The organism is Neobacillus sp. B4I6, assembly GCF_050434045.1.
In the GTDB taxonomy this organism is placed as follows: domain Bacteria; phylum Bacillota; class Bacilli; order Bacillales; family Cytobacillaceae; genus Neobacillus.
On record NZ_JBNPWB010000002.1, the window covers coordinates 2,075,549 to 2,094,523 of the forward strand.

The window sequence follows — 18,975 nt, forward strand, 5'->3', positions numbered from 1 at the left end:
ACCTCCACTTTTATAGTTTACTAGTAATGAGAACGAGCGTACGATAAAGCTCATCTAACTCTTCCAATTCATCATCTCTAGTAATTTGGGTAGAATTCATGCTGATCAATTTTTCAAAGCTTTGTTGATCCCAGCCATTCCAGGATGTAACAGCCATTCCAAGCATACGTTCCGGGTTAGCTGTTTGAATTGCCTGCTGCTCGCTCGCTTCAAGAAAATCAAGAGCTGCATCTGTTTTATACCAGCATGACGGAATCACCGAGAAGCCCTTTTCTAAAAAAATACCAATCGAAGGATAGGAATCTAGCTTATCGTAATGCCAATCCATCAAAACTATATCAGTCGGAATAGCTGAAAGCGCTCGGTGGGTGCCGAACGTATCACCTTCCCATTGGTTATAACCGGTTGCCTCGCAGTCATTGAAGCGGTCCGCCCACATAAATAGCTGAACACCACGTTCTTTAACCAAATAGCCATGCAGGTCATTGACAGCCTTTGCAAAAAGCTCTGCCCGATCCTTCCCTTTACAGCGTGGACAATGATCATCGGCAATCGCATACACCTCATCCATGCCAATATGAAACGCATCCGCTTCAAACGCATCAATGATCTCGCCGAGTAATTCAAATGCAAGTTCATTTATCTCAGGGTGTAACGGGCACCAGCTTCTGCAGAAAAACTCTGGCCATTTTGCATCTAATGGGACATATGGAGTTTCATCAAATTCAGGATAAGCTTTTAAAAGCGTATTTGGCGCTCCTCCCCAGCCTTGGTGACCGAGGCATTGAAATAATGGAATAACACGAATCCCATGTTGTTTGCATACGCTAGCAATTTCCCGCGCATCATTTTTGGTCAGTGTTCCCCCAGTAACCTCTGGATGTTTCTCAAATACAAACGACGTATTACACTCGATAATTAAATGATTAATTCCCTTTGGTGCCAAGACCTTTTCAATAAACTGTTTGAATGGTTCTACAAGTTCATGTGATCCAAAACGCAGATGAAACGCTTTTACAGGTTCAGCTTTCTTCACTCGTTCTTACACCCCTTTTGGTTAATTTAATTAAAGCTTACTTCCTCCCTCGTCCTACCGTAAATATGTGAAATTTGTTAGCGTTGTCACAAGCACTTTGGCCAGCCATATAGCCGTTTATTATGATGTGTAATTTTTGCACACTATGTAGTTTCTTACAAAAAAGAAGGAAAGAGACAGTTAGTCTTTTCCTTCTTCTGCTTTTACTTATTCCAGCGATCGTAGGCATCTTGATAAATGTTAACCAATTTATCAACACCCATATCATTCATTGTTTTAATATACTTGTCCCAATTGGACAAAGGCTCGGCACCCGTGATAAATTTCGCTTCCATTTGTTCAATGTAAGTATCCAAATCAGCACGGATTCGTCCTACTTCCTCTTGTTCTTCCGGCGTTAAATAAACAAGTGGATATGGAACCTTTGCATATGGCTTAATTTTTGCATCTGTTTCGGCATTGATGAACTTCGTAAATTTTGATTCAGGGAAGCCTTCAATTTTATGTCGTAATGCCGGAACATTGATACCATAGTCAGGTGTCGTTGTTCCACGGTAGTCTTCAATTGTTTTCCCTTCAATTGGTGATTCTAGCATTTTTCTCGTGCCGCTTGCTTCATCTTCCCAATCCCAAACGTCTCCTGCCTTACCAATATTTAGAAGTTCATTTCCTTCTTTAGAATAGAGATAATCGACCCAGCGAATCGCTGCTTCTGGATTCGCTGCTTTATTGGTAATCGCGAATTGGCCGCGGTAGATACCTGGGCTTAATGGTATCACTGGTTTATCAGTGATAGAACTAGTGATTGGCTGATACATTGGATCATCAAGTGCCTCTTCTTCCTTATCTCCAGTGGTGAAATAGGAGAACCAGTCTGTGAATAATCCAAGTTGATTAGCTTGTCCTTTTGCTTTCTTCTGTTCACCGGATTGTGAGAAGGTTTCTGGGTCCATTAATTTTTCACTATATAGCTTATTCATAAATGTAAGGTATTCTAGGTAGCCATCTTCAGCTGGCGTATAGACAACTTTGTCATCAATTTCTTCAATACCCCAGGTCGTAAATCCAAAAGCCCCTAGAAGCCATTGTCTAGCACCATCTAATTGATTAGAGGAATTTTTCATAGATGTGAAAGGAATTTCATCCGCTTTACCATTTCCATTCGGATCCTCTGTTTTAAATCGTTTTAATAATGTGTATAGTTCATCAGTCGTTTTAGGCAGTTCCTTAACTCCCAAAGCATTTAGCCATTTACCGTTAAACCATAATGGACCCATATACCATACGGCATTCTTGTCCACCATTGGCAGTGCATAAATATGACCATCAACAGTTGTAATCGAATTTTTTACATCAGGATTTTCTTCCAAAACCTTTTGGATATTTGGAGCATATTTTTCAATTAAATGCTCTAAAGGAATTAATACTCCCTCTTTTCCATACTTAACTTCTTGCTCGGATGTTAAAGAAGCTCCAAATAGAACATCAGGAATTTCCCCGCTGGCAAAAGCAAGATTTAACTTTGTTGAAAAATCACTGCTTGGAGGTGTTGTAAATTTATACTTCACATTTGTCATTTTTTCCATTTCTTTAAAGAAAGCCATATCCTTCCACTTTGCTAGACCAACATCTGGGCCCATCATGGACATCGTTAATTTTTTATCAACTATCGGATAACCTTCTTTGTTAATTTCTACTTTGCTCTTGGCATTCTCTTTAGAATTAGATTTAGAAGTACACGCAGCTAGCATCGACACAACTAAAATAAGTGATAGCATCATAAGAAAAGCTTTTCTCATTATCTCTTGACCCCTTTCGAATTATAAAAAATTTGCTTTTAATTCTTATTTTATACGAAACCTTTCGCAACCACCTCCTAAAAGTCAATTAAAAACAGGTTATGATCACCCTTTTACAGACCCAATCATGACTCCTTTTACAAAAAATCGCTGCAAGAATGGATACACGATAATAATTGGCAGTGTGGAAACAATCATGACACCATATTTGATAATTTGTGCCAGTTCTTCCTTTGAATTCTGCGCTTCAGCCACTGAACCTGAAATGGCTCCACCAGCCATATCGGATGTCATCGACTGGAGCACAAGGATTTCTCGCAGGACTAATTGAAGTGGGTATAGTTCTTTACTGGAAAGATAGATCATCGCATTGAAATACCCATTCCAATGTCCGACCCCATAAAATAAGGCCATAACTGCGATAATCGGCGTAGATAAAGGTAAAATCACTTTCACAAATAATTTCATATTCGTACAGCCATCTATCTCTGCTGCTTCTTCTAGTTCCTTCGGAATGGTTACTTGGAAAAAGACGCGGGCAACAATTAAATTCCAAACCGCGACAGCATTAGGTAAAACCATCGCCCAAATGGTATCGATTAATCCAAGACTTTTAATTAATAGGTACGAAGGAACTAATCCCCCGCCAAAAAACATCGTAAAGACGAAAATCCCCATAAAAATATTTCTTCCGACTAAATCCTTTCGGGATAATGCGTAAGCTGCTGGCAGAGTAAACAATAAATTGATAGAAGTGCCAAGCACAGTATAAAAAATCGTATTTAAGTAACCCTTCCAAATGAGATCATTTTGAAAAATAAGCTCGTACCCTTCTAACGTAAACCCTTTAGGAAATAACCACATTTCACCCGAGTTAACAGCAGAGGGATCACTGACCGATGCGCTGATAATATAAATCAAGGGGTACAAGACAATGACCATTGCCAGCAGTAAAAAAGTATAGTTGAAGACTTTGAAGATTTTATCGGTTTTTGTTTCGTTTATTGCTGAATTCATTGACTTTCCTCCTTACCATAGACTCGTTTCACTTTTCTTTTTCGCAATTTGATTAACAACGACTAATAGAATCGCACTTATCACAGAATTAAATAATCCCACTGCTGCAGCAAAACTGTACTGGGCATCCAGCAGCCCTGCTTTATAAACAAAGGTCGCAATGACATTCGAAGAATCCATATTGAGCGGATTTTGCAGCAATAAGATTTTTTCAAAACTAACAGATAGAATGCTGCCAACATTTAAGATTAATAAGATAATCATCGTCGGAACAAGTGAAGGGATATTAATATGCCAAATTCTCTGCAATCGGCTCGCACCATCAACAATCGCTGCTTCATGCTGCTGCTGATCGACTCCTGCTAGGGCTGCGAGATAAATAATCGTTCCCCAGCCAGTTCCCTGCCAAACACCTGAAAATACATATACCGATTTAAACCAAGCAGGATCACTCATGAATGGGATTGGTTCAAAACCGAGCGCAACAATCAAATGGTTTATGACACCTGTCGCAGGTGACAAAAAGGCGATAATCATCCCTGCCATAACGACGACGGAAATAAAATGGGGCGCATAGGTAATAGTTTGGACACTACGTTTAAACAGTCCATCCTTTGCTTCATTTATCGCAAGGGCTAAGATGATAGGCAGTGGAAATCCGACTAACAACTCATAGATGCTTATTCCCAGTGTGTTTTTTATTAGATCCCAAAAGTAATAGGATTCAAAAAAATGGGTAAAGTGTTTAAAACCGACCCATTCACTTCCCCATATTCCGTTAGAAGGAACAAAATCTTTAAAGGCAATTTGAACCCCATACATTGGAATGTAATGGAAGATAATAAAGTAAGCCAATGTTGGCAGCAGGAAAAGGTATAACTCCCAATTTCGTAAAATCTTCTTTACCTTTTTCTTTCGTATATTCTTTTTCGCATCTAACAGCGGGCTGCTACTTGAGCTTATTTCTACATTTAATAGCCCCTGACTCTGACTAGCAGTGACTTTGCTCTCCTGCACTCACATCTCCTCCTCTTGTTGTTCTCTGTATACTATTAAACTACACGAAAGAAAGCGGTTTAATAAATATGTCTTTTTTGTTTATCGTTGTAAAAACAAGGAAAAGATAGGGTTGGTAACGTTTTCACTAGTCGTTTCATCCGACAAATATGTCTTTTTTGTCCTACTATGTGAGTATTTACTAGAATAAAAGAATAGAGGATGGCTTAATAGCCATCCTCTAAAGAGCTGAATCGTTTTCCATATTAGCTTGGATTTGACTTCGTTCCGGTGCATAAAGCAGTCGATATTTACCCGGTGTCACTCCTTCTGCTTTTTTAAATTTCCTCGTAAAATTAGCTACATCCATATATCCCGCTTCGATGACGATTTCTTTAATCGTTTCATGTGTGTCTGTTAATTTCCTCTTTACTTCTTCGATACGTAAATGCCAGACAAATTGGGTAAAGTTTACTCCTGTTTGTTCTTTTAAAAATCGGCTTAAGTAGGAAGTGGACAGTTTATATTTTTGAGCGATATTTTCTAGACTTAGATCATATTTAGCATAGTTTTCGCGGATATAGGCTAAAATTTCATTACAAAGCTGACTGTTGCTTTTTTCATTTTTCCTGCTAACCTCATGACAAATATCGATAATCAGTGGATGCAGATGTTTTTCTAATTCACCGATAGAGTTGAAATCGACAACTTTATTCATTTCATAGTTTTTTTCACCCAATCCCATTTCTACAGCCACTTTTAAAACGGTATTAATGATATCAAAGCAAATACACTTGACCATCTGGACGGAAAAATCTTTATTGATTACCACTTCAAATATATGGTTTAGTGTCTCGATGGCGACAATCTGATCTCCTTGTTTTAGGCTTTGAACAAATTTAATATGTTCTTCTTTTGGATAGCCAATCGTCTTTTCAGATTGATTGCTGATGTCTTCAAAATACGTAATGTATGTGCGTTCATTCATAAACCGATACTCTAATGCAGCTAAAGCCTCGATAAACGAGCGGTTAATTTTACTTTTTTCCGAAACACAAGTCCCTGCAGAAATAATCGGATCAACGTTCAATCGATCCTGAATCAGCTGTCTCAACTCCTCAACAACCTTTTTAGCTTCTCCTGGATAAGGATCCTTAAGGCTGACGATTAAGGCAATGCAGTCTTTATAACCTATTTCCACCCCATAGGAGATTGTCTTATTGAAGGTTATGACCGAAAGAGTGCGGATCATTTCCTCTCTTTTTTGCAGCATTTCATTTTTTAATGAGACAACCGCCACAAAAAATTGATCCTTTTTCATTGGCAGATTAATGGATTCTAGTAATTTATTTATCTCTCCCTCATCAACTAAACTGCCATTTAACATCCTCATTAAATATTGATCTCTTACAATAGGAGCTTGGATATCAACTTTTTCACTTAAACTTTCATGATCCTTAAACACTCTTGCCATTGTCACTTTTATCCGATCAAGCTCATTAAATTCCTCACTGTTTGTTACAGGATTATCGTTCTTATTAAGAAAATCTAAAAGATTGTGGATTGGCAGGTATTGTTTTCTTCCCAATAGAATCGAAACTCCGATACCCGAGAGGAGAATGGAAATAATGATCATCATTAAAAACCTTTGTAAATTGACCACCTTGTCGAAAAACTGATCCGTTGGCATAAGGGTGACAAATGTCCATCCACTTACATTAGACTTTACTGAAACAACGGAGTACTCTCTGCTTTGCAATTGAATACTTGATACACCGTTTTTGATTTCAGCGAGTTCCTTAATGTCGTTATGAGTAAACTCCTTATCATTGATACTAGATGTAAAGACATGATTATTCTGATCAAATATGTAGGCGTTTCCTTGGAAATCACCAAGAGTATCCTTAATCAAACTCGTTATCGCAGATTCTTCAATCAAATACATTACAGTGCCGTATGGAGTAACAGTGTTTCGTGTAATCGGATACAAATAGGTGATCAATCGATCCTCTTTATTATTATTGACTCTCATCGATGCAGCAGGATAAACGACTGGCAGATTACTTTCTAATTGGTCCTTCATTTTTTTGTCTGATTGATCAAAATGATACATTTTGTTAAAAGTATCTAGTGAATACGCCCCGTTTGCAGAGTAAATATTACGATCTCCGCGATAATAAAGAAATAATTCCTTAATAATGGAACTGTTTGCCTTATATTTATTGAGCTCTTCTATCGCTTCTTTTCCATAAAAACCATCATTAACCATGTAGGGCGTTAAACGATAATCATAGGAAATCTTTAATGCAAGCTTTTCTAATTCCTCCATCCGCTCATCGGTCATATTTTTCACTTGGTTTAACTTGTCAATATTCGATTGTTCAATACCTTCTCTTAAGCTGACAACGGAATTTTTATAGATAATAATCCCCATAATCACTAACGGAATGAAAAACATAAGCATATACGACAGGATGTATTTGTACAATAATCTCGATTGTATCCTTCGTAAACCAAACAAATAAATGACCTCCTTACAAAAATATTTTGAACAGAAGACTTGATAGGAATGTAACATATACAAAAAGATAGCGCTTTCAAATAATTAATGCATATTTTTAAAGATATAAAATAATCAAAATAAAGTCAATCTTTGTAACAATAGAATAAAAGAAAAATAGACTATTTCTATGATTTTTCCATAAAAATAGTCTATTCTCGACATGCAAGAAACGATTCCTTTTTTCGTTTAAATTGTTACATTGGATCGTTCAAAGGAAATTTCTTTACCTGTTTCACTTGATTCATAGATACCGCATAATATTTTCATCAATTCTACACCGTCTTCCACTGGGCTGATGGTTTGATTTTCACCCTGACAGCACGTAACAAAATGGTTAATTTCATTTTGGAAAGCATTGTTGAAATCAAACGACAGAGAATCAATTTGCGGTTGTGCATTTAATATCGTATTATTTTTTTCTGTGACAATCACTAGCTCAGGTTCAATCTCAGCCCCGCCCTTATCGCCAAAAATCTTAACATATGTTTCATCCTTCTTAACGTGAAGGGTAAAGCTAACATCGATTATTAACGAAGCTCCATTTTCAAAACGAATTAGAGCATTTGCAAGGTCTTCTACTTTATTAATGCTAGGATCATAATCCGCTGCTTGGTAGAAAGAAAGGTTTTTAATATTGGCTCGATTTCCAAGCTTGGAATAGGTGTTTCCACTAATGGATTTCACTTTTGGTTTCCCCATTAGGTACCAGCATAAATCAATGATATGAACACCGATATCGATAAGAGGACCGCCGCCGGATCTTTCAATATCAGCAAACCAGCCGCCAGGGTTTCCTAAACGTCGCAAAATTGAGGCTTTTGCATAATAAATTTCTCCAAGATCACCAGAATCAATAAAAGATTTCAAAACGTTTGTATTGGTTCCAAACCGGCGGACAAAGCCTACCTGAAGCACTTTTCCGCTTCTTTTTACCGCCTCTTCTACCTTTAGCGCTTCTTCCACTGTTTTACATAATGGTTTTTCAACCAAAACATGCTTGCCTGCATTCAGAGCAGCAATGGCAATTTCTGCATGCGTATTATTCCATGTACAAATACTCACGGCATCAATTTGAGGGTCTTTCAACAAGTCTTCATAGTTCGTATAAGTCGCTTCAGCATGATATTTATTCTTCTTTTCTACCGCCCTCTGCTCATTAAGATCGCAAACGGCAAAGATTTCGACCTTTTCATTGTTAGCATAAGACTGAAAGTGTAAATCTGAAATTGAACCGGCCCCTATTACACCAATTTTTAATTTACCCATAATTTCCATCCTCCATTTCATTCGTACATATTTCAGTTTGTTGATATGTCATTTTTTACTTCGTTATGTTTTTTATTACCATTCAGTGATTTTTACCTAGTTTCTATTATTATATAGTCAATTTGAAGTGATTCTTATTTCCCTTCCATGCTCTCCAAAGTCTTAAAGACTTTATTTCCAATCCACATAATGGGATAGGCCAGCATTGGACCAGCGAAAAAAACCATTAGAAAAGGAAAAACAGACACGATTACCACTATCATCATAAAGATCACGGAAATAAGCAAACTTTGAAGCGGTCTAATGAAAGTCATGAAAAAGGATTGTTTAAGATAAGATAATGATTTCATCTCAAAATAAACAAATGTAGGGAAAAAGAAAAGCACCGTCAATCCATATAAAAAACAGAGAAATAGTAAAACCAGATGGACAAAAAAATTCCCTAAATATTTTTGAGAAATATATAAATCTACGGATAGAAAGATACCGATTCCTAGAATGACAAGACCAGCCATATTCGATTTTACGAAACTTTCTTTATATGTCTCGATAAAATGGCTGACTACACTGATATCCGCTTCACCTCGTAACCATTTTCGCATAACTGAAAATAGCGAAACGGTAGCAGGAAATAGGCCAAAAATGATACCTCCCAGCAAAGTAAACCCTATCCACATAAGATTTAACAGCATAATCCTATATAACCATGCCCCTTTTTCATTAAATTGTTCCCACACCCAATTCATGACTAACCCTCCACTATTTCATGTACAAATTTGCGACGACGGGATAGTGGTCACTTGGAAAACAACCATTTGAATGATCCGCTATAATTCCAACTGACTCAACGACCATGTTACCTCGAACGAAAATCCAATCAATACGCTCTTTGCCGCCATGTGGATCGTGAAAATCATTGAACGTTCCTAACTCTTCGTTAAACCGCAAATTTGTCAAATTCCATGTATCCGATAATGCCCCTTTTTTTAATAAGACTTCATACGGCTTCGAGTTGATATCCTCGTTAAAATCACCTGTTAAGACAATAGGTAGGTTGGTATCAAATATGCCTATTTTTTCGATAATTAATTTTGCACTTCTCACCCTGGAATCGGGCGACTCATGGTCAAAATGTGTATTCATATGATAGAATTGTCGATTTGTTTGCACATCAACAAATCGTGCCCAGGTCACCATCCGAGTTACGTTATTCCCCCAAGCAGTGGAAGCAATGACGTATGGAGTTTCGGAAAGCCAGAAATGATCGTACTCCAAAATTTTAAAGCGGTCCTTTTTAAAAAAAATTGCTGCGTACTCGCCCTTACTTCCCCCGTCTCTACCTAGACCAATCCAGTCATATTCTGGCAGCATAGTTAACATGTCACACACTTGACCATACAAACATTCCTGTGTGCCTATTAAATCCGGAGATTCACGCTGAATTAAGTCTCTTATCGTTCCTTTACGTTCTTCCCACGAATGGGGTGGTACATCTGTTGCATATTTAACATTGTAAGTCATCATTCGAAGTTGATTATTTCCAGTCATATTTACCTCCTTTTTTTACTGACCTTTCATTAGACCGATCATCCTTGCTTCCTTCTTAAAAATAATGATCCAATAAACGGCAAGAGGGACGATGATGAAACTAGTTAACCAATAAAGCGATTGAATTCCAAAGACATCAATCATAACAAACCCTAATAATGGTCCTAGAGCGGCACCAATATCAGAAAATAATGTATAAAAAGCAATGACAGAAACTTGCCTAGGACCTGCTGCGAGATCGGCAGCGATTGAATCACTCATCGTTATTAATACGGTTGTTGTCAGTTGAAATAACAATAACATCGCTATAAAAAGAGCCATCGGCAATTTTAAAGGAAAAAGGCTCATGCAAAAAGCTGCAGCAAGTAAAGCGATGATTAAAATGGGAATTCTCCCCCATTTTTGATCAGAGCATCTGCCAAGATACGGTGCAAGGAATGGATCCCATCCTGTTCGTAAAGCTTGAACGATACCCGTTATGGAGCCTGCACCCATGGATAAACCTAGGACGATCAAAGTATTATTCATTCGCAATTCTATTAATTTACTTAATGTTGAAGCAAAAACTCCATAAACGACAAAAGCAACTATTAACCCTGTTATAAAAGCGGATACAATACGTTTACTTTTCCAAATCGAGAAATCCTTCTTTTTCTTCATTTGGGGGCTGTGTTCCTGGGCCTTCGTGTTCTCGATAAATCGGATAATAAATGGAATACTGCTGGCAGCCAGGATGGAGAAAAGAGTAGTAACTGTTTGGATGCCAATAAGTTCTGCGAGAAATCCGCCGAACAGCATTCCAAATAAGGTACCAAGGCCCCATAGCCCGTTATATAAGCCAACAGACTGACCTCTCATTTCTGGATTGCTGGAAGAAAGAATCGTTAAATATCCACCGATCCGGAAAAAAGACCACGCAATTCCCCATAAACATCGGGCGATTAAGAGCAGCCAAAAACCCTTTACAATGCCATAGGAAAACGTGGAGGCAGCAGCTAATACAACGGCTGCCATGATGCACGATTGTTTCCCAATCCGGTTGTAACACCAACCTACAAGCGAATTAATCGGGATCCTGATAATTCGATTAGCCGATAATAACACCCCAACCTGCCAGAGCGATGTCAGTCCAAAAAACTTCCAATATAATGGGAGCACAATAAACAGCATTTCGTTTCCCAGCAAACAAACAGCGGTGACAATGGCAATGACAATAATTGGCTTTCTCGAAGGATTACTCACATGTGTCGATCCCTTCTAAAATAAGAATCTCGTATGATGATCGCAAACCTAATTTATACTGCTTCCCAAATTCCTTTTACGTTATCTAAGCTGATTTTTGCGGCCTTTTTGCATTCTTCTATTCCTTCAAATTCTATAGAAATATAGCCGTTATAGCCTGATTGTTTGATAACTTTTAAGACTTCAGGCAGATTGATATCCCCATGCCCTGTAATGGCTCCTCTTAAGTAATTGCCGGAGCTTGATGGGAACCAGCCTTCACCAAGACCAAGAGCAGAAGTTCTGCGGTAAAAATCCTTTACATGTACCATCGATGCGTAAGAGATATTATTCTTTACAGCTGCTACTGGGTCTTCATCGACGCAAAGGAAATTCCCTGTATCTAATGTGGTATTAAAGTTTTCCTTATCGACGGCATGGATCAGACGCTGAACCCGGTCACTTGCCTGAACATAGTAACCATGGTTTTCAACACTTGTTACAATGCCATATTGTGCCGCATAGTCGGCGATCTTTGAGCAGGCGTCAGCCATTTTTGGCAGGTCTTGTTCAAAATCACGGATTGAGATTTCATTTAGCGACTTCCATGCTACATCATGTCTCATCAGCTTTACACCTAAGCGATGTGCAACATCTACTTCTTTTTTGACACGTTCAATTTCTTTTTCATAGTCTTCTAAACTCGAAGTGAGGAAATTGGCCCCGATGGCGTAATTAGAAATCTCGATTCCAACTTCTTCCGCTTTTTGCCGGATGGCATCGGCCAAGGACAAATCATCTACTAAACTAAAACCCATCGGAACAATTTCAACATGCTCCCCGCCCTGGTCTGCGACCCATTGGACGACATCCAAAATCGTCATTTCTTTTGAATTGATTGCACCTTGTAAGCTGTAAGAACTGATACCAAGCTTCATTTGATAGAACCTCCATAAATTTATTCAGTAAAGTTCACAATTATTAGAGTCGAATACCTTTATTTATAAATTAGTTTTTAATAGCAAGCTTACCTAAATCAGCAACTTTCACTGGCAGACCAGTTTTATGTGACTGATTGGCTGCTAACGTTACTGCAAGTGTCTTTAATCCATCCTCGTAGGAGGATAAAATTAAATCTTGATCCCCTTTAATAACAGCCTCGATAAACATGCGATCTTGATACCCATAAACATCCAACTCTGACTTGAAGTTCATGGCAGCAGCCCCTTTTTCGATGATTGTCAAATTCCCTCCATCGATGACAACCCGAAAATCTTCCCCAAACAATTCAATTCCCATTCGGTGGTCAAACTGAGCAAAAGTGCTGTCGATATGCCCGACAGCCCCTGAATCATACACGAAATTTAAAGAGGTCACGTCCGGGATATTAATATTGGGAACATTGCGATGAACCTGCAGGCTCATATCGGCATAGACTTGTTCGATCTCGCCGCCTAAATATCTTGCTAAGTCAACGATATGAGTAGATTGCTCGACAAGCTGGCCGCCGGATTTCTCCCATTCCCGGTACCAAGGTGTAGGAACAAACGATGATAAATAATAGCCGCGAACCATGGCCGGTTTTTTATCCCTTAAATATTCCTTTGCCTTCGCCACCGTTTCCCAATAACGCAAGCAATAGCCTACTCCGTTGATAATTCCAGATTGTTTGATCACCTCTGCCTTTTTGGCAACCGTTTGATAGTCTAGACCCAATGGTTTTTCAACCATTATGTGAATCCCTTTTCTTGCCGCTTTTTCTTCAATCTCCCCATGAGCAAATGGCGGGACGGAAATAAATAATGCATCTAACGGTTCTTTCTCAAGCATTTCATCCACATTCGTGTATGCGGCCCCTCCATAATCCTTCGCTTTTTGAAGCGCTGTTTCCTCATGGACATCACAAATCGCGGTAACCTCGGCCATGTCATTTTTACTGATATGCTGTAAATGAACATTGGCAATTCCGCCTGCTCCGACAAATCCAACTCTTACTTTTTTCATGGGTTCCCTCCTACTGTGAACATACGCTATTTTCTCTAGCTTAAAACCGCCTGTAATCGAACGTAAATATGTAAGATTTGTCGTAGTTGTCTTAAGCAATCTAACAGGCGGTAAAGCATTGAAAAATGATATGTCATTCTTGTACAGTATGTCATTTCTTACAAACTAGTTAAAATTTATAATTGTTTAATCAAAATCATTGAACCTTCATAAGCAAACAAAAGAGCGAAGATGCCCTTATATTTTATGTAAGGCTTCTTTGCTTTAATTAAAATGTTTAAAAATCAGGAGACATACGTTTCGAAACTCCTATTTTTTGAAGGGAAAATTTCTCCTTAATCGTACCCACTTCAATCCCACTATCATTTTTAACTACCGACGGCTTTAATGCTCTTAAATTTAAAATCGTTTCTTTATTCTTGTAATCAATTTGTTCAAGAATTGCTGCAACAATGTTGGGCCACACATCCTCTGAACCATTTATTACCTTTAAGGCAAAACCAAGTCTCTCATTCCGTAAGCCAAAGCAATAGACTCCTTGTGCCCCGCCTTTTGCTACAATATTTCGATCTTGTAATAAAACAGAGCAAATAAAGCGTTCTGATGCAATCAAGTTGTATTCGTGATTCATGATTGTCGTTAATTTGCCTACCGCTTGTTTCAACTGAGGGTCAGTTATTAAATCTAGGCAAGCCAATTTTAAATAAGTGAGTGCCATCCCCCCGGTGGGATGCAGCAAACAAAGCTGCCTCCTGCTCAGTGAGTCCATATTTTTTAGATGATGTTTGTTAGAAATATTGGTAAGGCTTGAATGGGCTTTGCCGCACTGCGAAAATAAATGAGATTATCGGAATTGCCAACATGATCAATTTGATTCTTTTGATCGTTAACACCACAAATCATTCCAAAATGGACGTTTTCTAACAGTCCAGCCCTAGTTTCTTCAATCAATCTATCATACTCCATTAGTTTTACTCCAAACTTGCTCCTATACTCTCAAAATACTAGGTTATTCTTTTACAGCTCCTGCTGCTAAGCCGCCTTCAACCTTTTCCTGGAATAGAAGGTAGACAGCTAGCGGAACGACAATGGTTATAACGATCGCTGCCATTAATGGCCCATATTCAGAACCTCTTTCACCACTAAAGTTTAAGAGACCCAGGGCAATTGGTTTTAACCGGTCATCATTTATAAAAAGAAGAGGGAAAAGAATGTTGTTCCACGCACCTAAAAAGTTAAAAATGGAAACAGTGGCAATCGCGGGAACAGACATCGGGAGCATGATCTTATAATAGATTTGAAAGTAATTGGCCCCATCCATAATAGCTGCTTCTTCTAATGATGCACTAATCCCTTTCATAAAGCGGGTTAAAACCAAAATGCTAAAAGACAATGAAAAGGCAACGTAAAGTAAGACTAACGCGACTAAGTTATTCTTAAGTCCGAAAGCACCGATGATATATGCAACAGGTACAAGAACAGTGTGCATTGGTATCATCATCCCAAGTAAGAAAAACAAGGCTAAAAACTTGTTTACTCTTAGATTAAAACGGGATAGTGCAAATGACGCCATCGATGAGACGACCGCCAGGACGATAACCGTTGACATTGAAATCAAAATACTGTTTAGGAAATACCTGCTCATATTCGCTTCCTGCCAGGCAATGACATAATTTTCAAACCTAAATACTTCAGGCAGACTAAATGGGGAGCCAAATATTTCAGTATTCCCTTTAAAAGAGGAAATTAATGTAAAAATCATCGGCTCAATAAATAAAAACGCCATGATAATAATAAAACTGTATAATACTATTTTATTTTTCATATACTTCCCCTTTCTATTCCTTTTTTCGATTCATGAGTAATTCACTTCCGACCGTCAGCACTAATGCAATGATAAGAATGATAACTCCGATTGCACTGCCAACCCCATAATTGTCATATCTAAACGCTTCGTAGTACATTAATGTTGTTGGAAGGTTGGTTAAGCCATTCGGGCCGCCTTCTGTCATAACAAAAATTAAATCAAAAACTTTTACTGTCCCGATAATATCCATTAAAATACAGAGAGTTATAATTGGTTTTAACATCGGAACGGTTATGTGAAAGAACTTTTTCGCTGGCGATGCCCCATCCATTTCTGCTGCCTCATAAATTTCACTAGGAATCGTTGTTAGTCCGGCTAACAAAATAACCATATAATAACCAATCCCAGCCCAAATATTGACAAAAATAATCGTATTCATGGCTGTGGAAGGGTCGATTAACCATCCTTTGGCCATATCTGCTAATCCGATGAGTTCTAATAATTTATTTAATGAACCATTTGGCATAAAAATAAAATACCAAAGTAATCCAATTGCTGTTAAAGGGAAGATGGTCGGAACAAAGTATACAACTTTAAAAAACCGATAACCCTTAAATTTTGTATTAATTGCCACCGCTAATAGTAAAGCGATCGGAGTATGGAACAGAACACTAAAAAACACCATACTAAACATGTTTTTTAATGAAATGATAAAGTCCTTATCTTCAAGAACATCTAAATAATTTTTCAGCCCCACATATTCCAATGGGGATCCCTTAATCCCATTCCAATCAACAACAGAAAAATAAATGGCGCCAATCATTGGAATAATAAGAAAAAAGACATAAATGACTAAAGCCGGTAAAGTAAATAGAAGAACCTTTGATTTTTCTTTCTTTGTTTTTACATTCATCGATTCCCCTCCTTTCAAAAATTCCATCTCTCTTATTCTAGTAGTTATAGGGAATAACTATGTAATCTACAGTATAGAGCCTCCGTAAAATGAATTGGCAATACGAAAGGCTCTATACCTTTTTTCTAAGTAAATTGATTATTTGGAGTCATCGATTTCCTTTTGAATTTCCTCAGCTGCCTGCTTAGGTGTCGCATTGATGAACATACTAACGATTGAATTTCTTGTTCGATCTTGCATGGATGGCAGCGGATCAAAGTCAAACACATCGACAGCGATTCCTGTTGAAGTAGAACCAAGTTCAATATTTTTCAAGAATATTTTTGAAACTTTAGATTCATCAATTTCAATATCACTTCTTGGAATAAGGAACTGTGATTCCTCAGCAAATCTCTTTGCAGCCTCACTGGAAGTCAGCATTTTAAGCAGTTCAATCGTATATTCTTTTTCTTTGCCTTTTAATTTTCCATTAACCATGTACGGACTTAACACTTGCATGTCTTCGTTTTTAAATTCAGGTTTTTCTTCAAAATAAGGGAATTTTGCTACTTTAATAGATTCAGTAAATTTTGTTTTGCTTGAATCAGTAAAGTTTCCAATATTCCATGGTCCTGTAATGATCATTCCAGCTTTTCCTTCAAGGAAATTTGTTAACACAATTTCATCGTTAAGACCTGCAGCATCTTTACCAAAGGCATCCATATCATTTAAATCTTTGACTAACTGAAGTGTTTCAACTACTTCCTTATCAGTCCACTTTAATTCTCTAGATCCAAGTTTTTTAGCAGCTTCGGTTCCTGCCCATTTATAAAAAATTTGATCATGTAAATGTCCTGCCATAAAAGTCGACTTTGCGCCAAGGGCAATCGGTGTTACATCAATGTCCTTAAGTTTTTCAATTGCAGTTAACAATTCCTTCCAAGTTTCTGGAAACTTATCAATACCAGCTTTTTTAAATACTTCTTCGTTATAATAAACCCCAATTAGACCTGATTCCATTGGTATTCCATAAGTACCTTCATAGCTCTGAACTTGGTAGTACTTAAGAGCTCCTTCGGTAAAACCTTCTCCCCAGCTAGGATCCTCTTTAAGAATGGGATCCATATCCATCAATAGACCGGTTTCAATATACTCTCCAAGATTAGCAACCCCTTGGATTCTGAAGATATTAGGTAGCGTTCCAGAGGCAAGGTCTGTTTTTAATTTATTATTAAATGCAGATTCATCCCCTTGAGATTCATCGACAATAACGACATCCGGATGTTTTTTCTTAAATTCTTTAATAATATCCTTATAAATTTCTACCTGCTTCGTTGTACCTGCCATCCGGGTTAACAGTCTTATTTCCACTTTTCCATCTTCTTTGCTTGATGATTCACTAGCACCACTACAAGCTGCCAATAGCATACTGAAAATAACCATCAATATTAAGGCCATCTTTGTTTTCATTACTTCTCCCCCTTGATAGATGAAATTTTTGAATCCAGCATTTTAAGTTTAATCTTAATCCTCATTTTTTCGACTTGAACCCCCGGAAATTAAACTAACTTATAAATTAAGTACCTCAACTCCTTTGGAAGATTTAATATAAAAATTTTCTTATCTCCTCTGTTTTTTACAGAATCATCGATAAAAAATTAATATCTAATTATTAACATCACACTTAATAATAAAGGTGTTTTTTTGACCAAAATTGCTTTTAACTTAATATTTTTAAATTAAAGCTTGGCCCGTAAACGTTTACAATAATTTCTTAAAAAATAATTTAGAATTTTCTTATAATCGATGCTCTCATAACAGAACCTTTTTTATCTTGTTTTTATGGGGTAGAATAGGATTTTACAACTTTAAGATCTTTTTAAGCGAATATCTATTAAATTGTAAGTGTCGTAGTTTTCATCATTTTGAGGGATTAATTATCGCCTACCCTATTTATTAAATGTCATTTTTTTCAGTACTAACTCTGCCGTAATGGGCAAATGATCAGATACATTCGTGTTTATAACTTCCCCAGTACAAATTTTGACATCTTCAGAAATGAAAATATAATCGATACGACTATCTGGTTTATCTGCAGGAAAGGTAAAGTCATTATTTTGACCGAGTTCAGCAAACCCATCTTTATATTGTGCAGTCATCTTTAGTATTTCTGAACTTTCAGGAGTTGCATTGAAGTCTCCTACAAAGATGCTCGTTCCTTCTTTTTGGTTTACAAGGTCATGTATCTCTTTGATTTGTAGTTCCCTCTGTTCGGCTCTTTGATCGTCAAGATGCGTATTGTAAAAGTGAACATGATTTCCTCTCACGTTAATCACCGTTTCCAAAAGACCGCGCTGCTCTGTAGGGTTTTCTGGATATGGAATAGTAGTGAGTAGATGATTTTCGGCAGAAAGGATAGGATATTTGCTTAAAACGGCCGTTCCGTATTGGCTTCGGTGCTCTCCTTCGTGTATAGAATCATAGTTAAGATTTGCGCCATATGCATAATGCATTCCTAAGTAATTTGCCAGCCATTTCGCTTGATCTTCGAAATTACTGCGCTCGGAAAAATGATTATCTACTTCTTGCAGACCAATGATATCAGCACCCGATGTTTTAATAATGTCTGCAATTCTTTTCAAATCCAAAATGGGTTCTGTTCCTCCATGATGAATATTAAAAGTCATAACTTTAATGTCAGTCTCTTTCCCTCTACTGTATCTCTCTTTCATATCCTCTCACTTCCTTATAAGGAATTCGGCATTCTCCCCTTACCTTGATGGACAAACCAATGGGAAAAACCTTTCTGTGGCGTTAATGTTAGAT

15 protein-coding genes and 1 pseudogene are annotated in these 18,975 nt (G+C 37.6%); all 16 read right to left on the reverse strand.

The annotated features are described in order from the left end of the window. Nucleotides 1-10: 10 nt before the first annotated feature. The 16 genes and pseudogenes from QF028_RS12335 to QF028_RS12410 all read right to left on the reverse strand — a co-directional run bounded on the left by QF028_RS12335 (nucleotide 11) and on the right by QF028_RS12410 (nucleotide 18,881). Entirely contained in the window at nucleotides 11-1,036 is a 1,026-nt protein-coding gene (locus tag QF028_RS12335) for a family 20 glycosylhydrolase (protein ID WP_429465760.1), read from the reverse strand. Nucleotides 1,037-1,239: 203 nt separating this feature from the next. Next, nucleotides 1,240-2,835 (reverse strand): extracellular solute-binding protein, encoded by a 1,596-nt coding sequence (locus QF028_RS12340; RefSeq protein ID WP_429465762.1) that lies wholly within the window; start codon nucleotides 2,833-2,835, stop codon nucleotides 1,240-1,242. Nucleotides 2,836-2,940: 105 nt separating this feature from the next. Further along, on the reverse strand, nucleotides 2,941-3,852 hold the full coding sequence (locus tag QF028_RS12345; protein WP_429465764.1) for a carbohydrate ABC transporter permease: 912 nt from the start codon (nucleotides 3,850-3,852) through the stop codon (nucleotides 2,941-2,943). 12 nt (nucleotides 3,853-3,864) lie between these two features. Further along, nucleotides 3,865-4,794: an ABC transporter permease gene (locus tag QF028_RS12350; RefSeq protein ID WP_429472300.1), complete on the reverse strand. Its 930-nt coding sequence runs from the start codon at nucleotides 4,792-4,794 to the stop codon at nucleotides 3,865-3,867. Between the two features lie 295 nt (nucleotides 4,795-5,089). Continuing rightward, the gene (locus QF028_RS12355; protein ID WP_429465766.1) at nucleotides 5,090-7,369 is read right to left on the reverse strand and encodes an AraC family transcriptional regulator; all 2,280 of its coding nucleotides are present in this window, start codon (nucleotides 7,367-7,369) and stop codon (nucleotides 5,090-5,092) included. A 228-nt stretch (nucleotides 7,370-7,597) separates the two neighbouring features. Further along, complete coding sequence (locus QF028_RS12360; protein ID WP_429465768.1) at nucleotides 7,598-8,677, reverse strand: Gfo/Idh/MocA family protein; 1,080 nt, start codon at nucleotides 8,675-8,677, stop codon at nucleotides 7,598-7,600. Nucleotides 8,678-8,811: 134 nt separating this feature from the next. Further along, nucleotides 8,812-9,423, reverse strand: a complete 612-nt coding sequence (locus tag QF028_RS12365) for a YesL family protein (protein WP_429465770.1) — start codon at nucleotides 9,421-9,423, stop codon at nucleotides 8,812-8,814. 13 nt (nucleotides 9,424-9,436) lie between these two features. Then, nucleotides 9,437-10,225: an endonuclease/exonuclease/phosphatase family protein gene (locus tag QF028_RS12370; RefSeq protein WP_429465772.1), complete on the reverse strand. Its 789-nt coding sequence runs from the start codon at nucleotides 10,223-10,225 to the stop codon at nucleotides 9,437-9,439. A gap of 15 nt (nucleotides 10,226-10,240) precedes the next feature. Continuing rightward, nucleotides 10,241-11,467, reverse strand: a complete 1,227-nt coding sequence (locus tag QF028_RS12375) for an MFS transporter (protein ID WP_429465774.1) — start codon at nucleotides 11,465-11,467, stop codon at nucleotides 10,241-10,243. Between the two features lie 53 nt (nucleotides 11,468-11,520). Further along, the gene (locus tag QF028_RS12380) at nucleotides 11,521-12,384 is read right to left on the reverse strand and encodes a sugar phosphate isomerase/epimerase family protein (RefSeq protein ID WP_429465777.1); all 864 of its coding nucleotides are present in this window, start codon (nucleotides 12,382-12,384) and stop codon (nucleotides 11,521-11,523) included. 70 nt (nucleotides 12,385-12,454) lie between these two features. Continuing rightward, complete coding sequence (locus tag QF028_RS12385; protein ID WP_429465780.1) at nucleotides 12,455-13,450, reverse strand: Gfo/Idh/MocA family protein; 996 nt, start codon at nucleotides 13,448-13,450, stop codon at nucleotides 12,455-12,457. Nucleotides 13,451-13,727: 277 nt separating this feature from the next. Continuing rightward, a pseudogene (locus QF028_RS12390) lies at nucleotides 13,728-14,416 on the reverse strand (asparaginase). 43 nt (nucleotides 14,417-14,459) lie between these two features. Continuing rightward, nucleotides 14,460-15,275 (reverse strand): carbohydrate ABC transporter permease, encoded by an 816-nt coding sequence (locus QF028_RS12395; RefSeq protein ID WP_429465782.1) that lies wholly within the window; start codon nucleotides 15,273-15,275, stop codon nucleotides 14,460-14,462. 13 nt (nucleotides 15,276-15,288) lie between these two features. Continuing rightward, nucleotides 15,289-16,170, reverse strand: coding sequence for a carbohydrate ABC transporter permease (locus tag QF028_RS12400; RefSeq protein ID WP_429465784.1), 882 nt, complete (start codon nucleotides 16,168-16,170; stop codon nucleotides 15,289-15,291). Nucleotides 16,171-16,308: 138 nt separating this feature from the next. Further along, nucleotides 16,309-17,619 carry an ABC transporter substrate-binding protein gene (locus tag QF028_RS12405; protein WP_429465786.1) on the reverse strand — a complete coding sequence of 437 codons (1,311 nt, stop codon included), beginning with the start codon at nucleotides 17,617-17,619 and terminating at the stop codon, nucleotides 16,309-16,311. A gap of 479 nt (nucleotides 17,620-18,098) precedes the next feature. Continuing rightward, a complete protein-coding gene (locus tag QF028_RS12410; RefSeq protein ID WP_429465789.1) occupies nucleotides 18,099-18,881 on the reverse strand; it encodes an endonuclease/exonuclease/phosphatase family protein in 783 nt (260 codons plus the stop codon). Nucleotides 18,882-18,975: the final 94 nt, after the last annotated feature.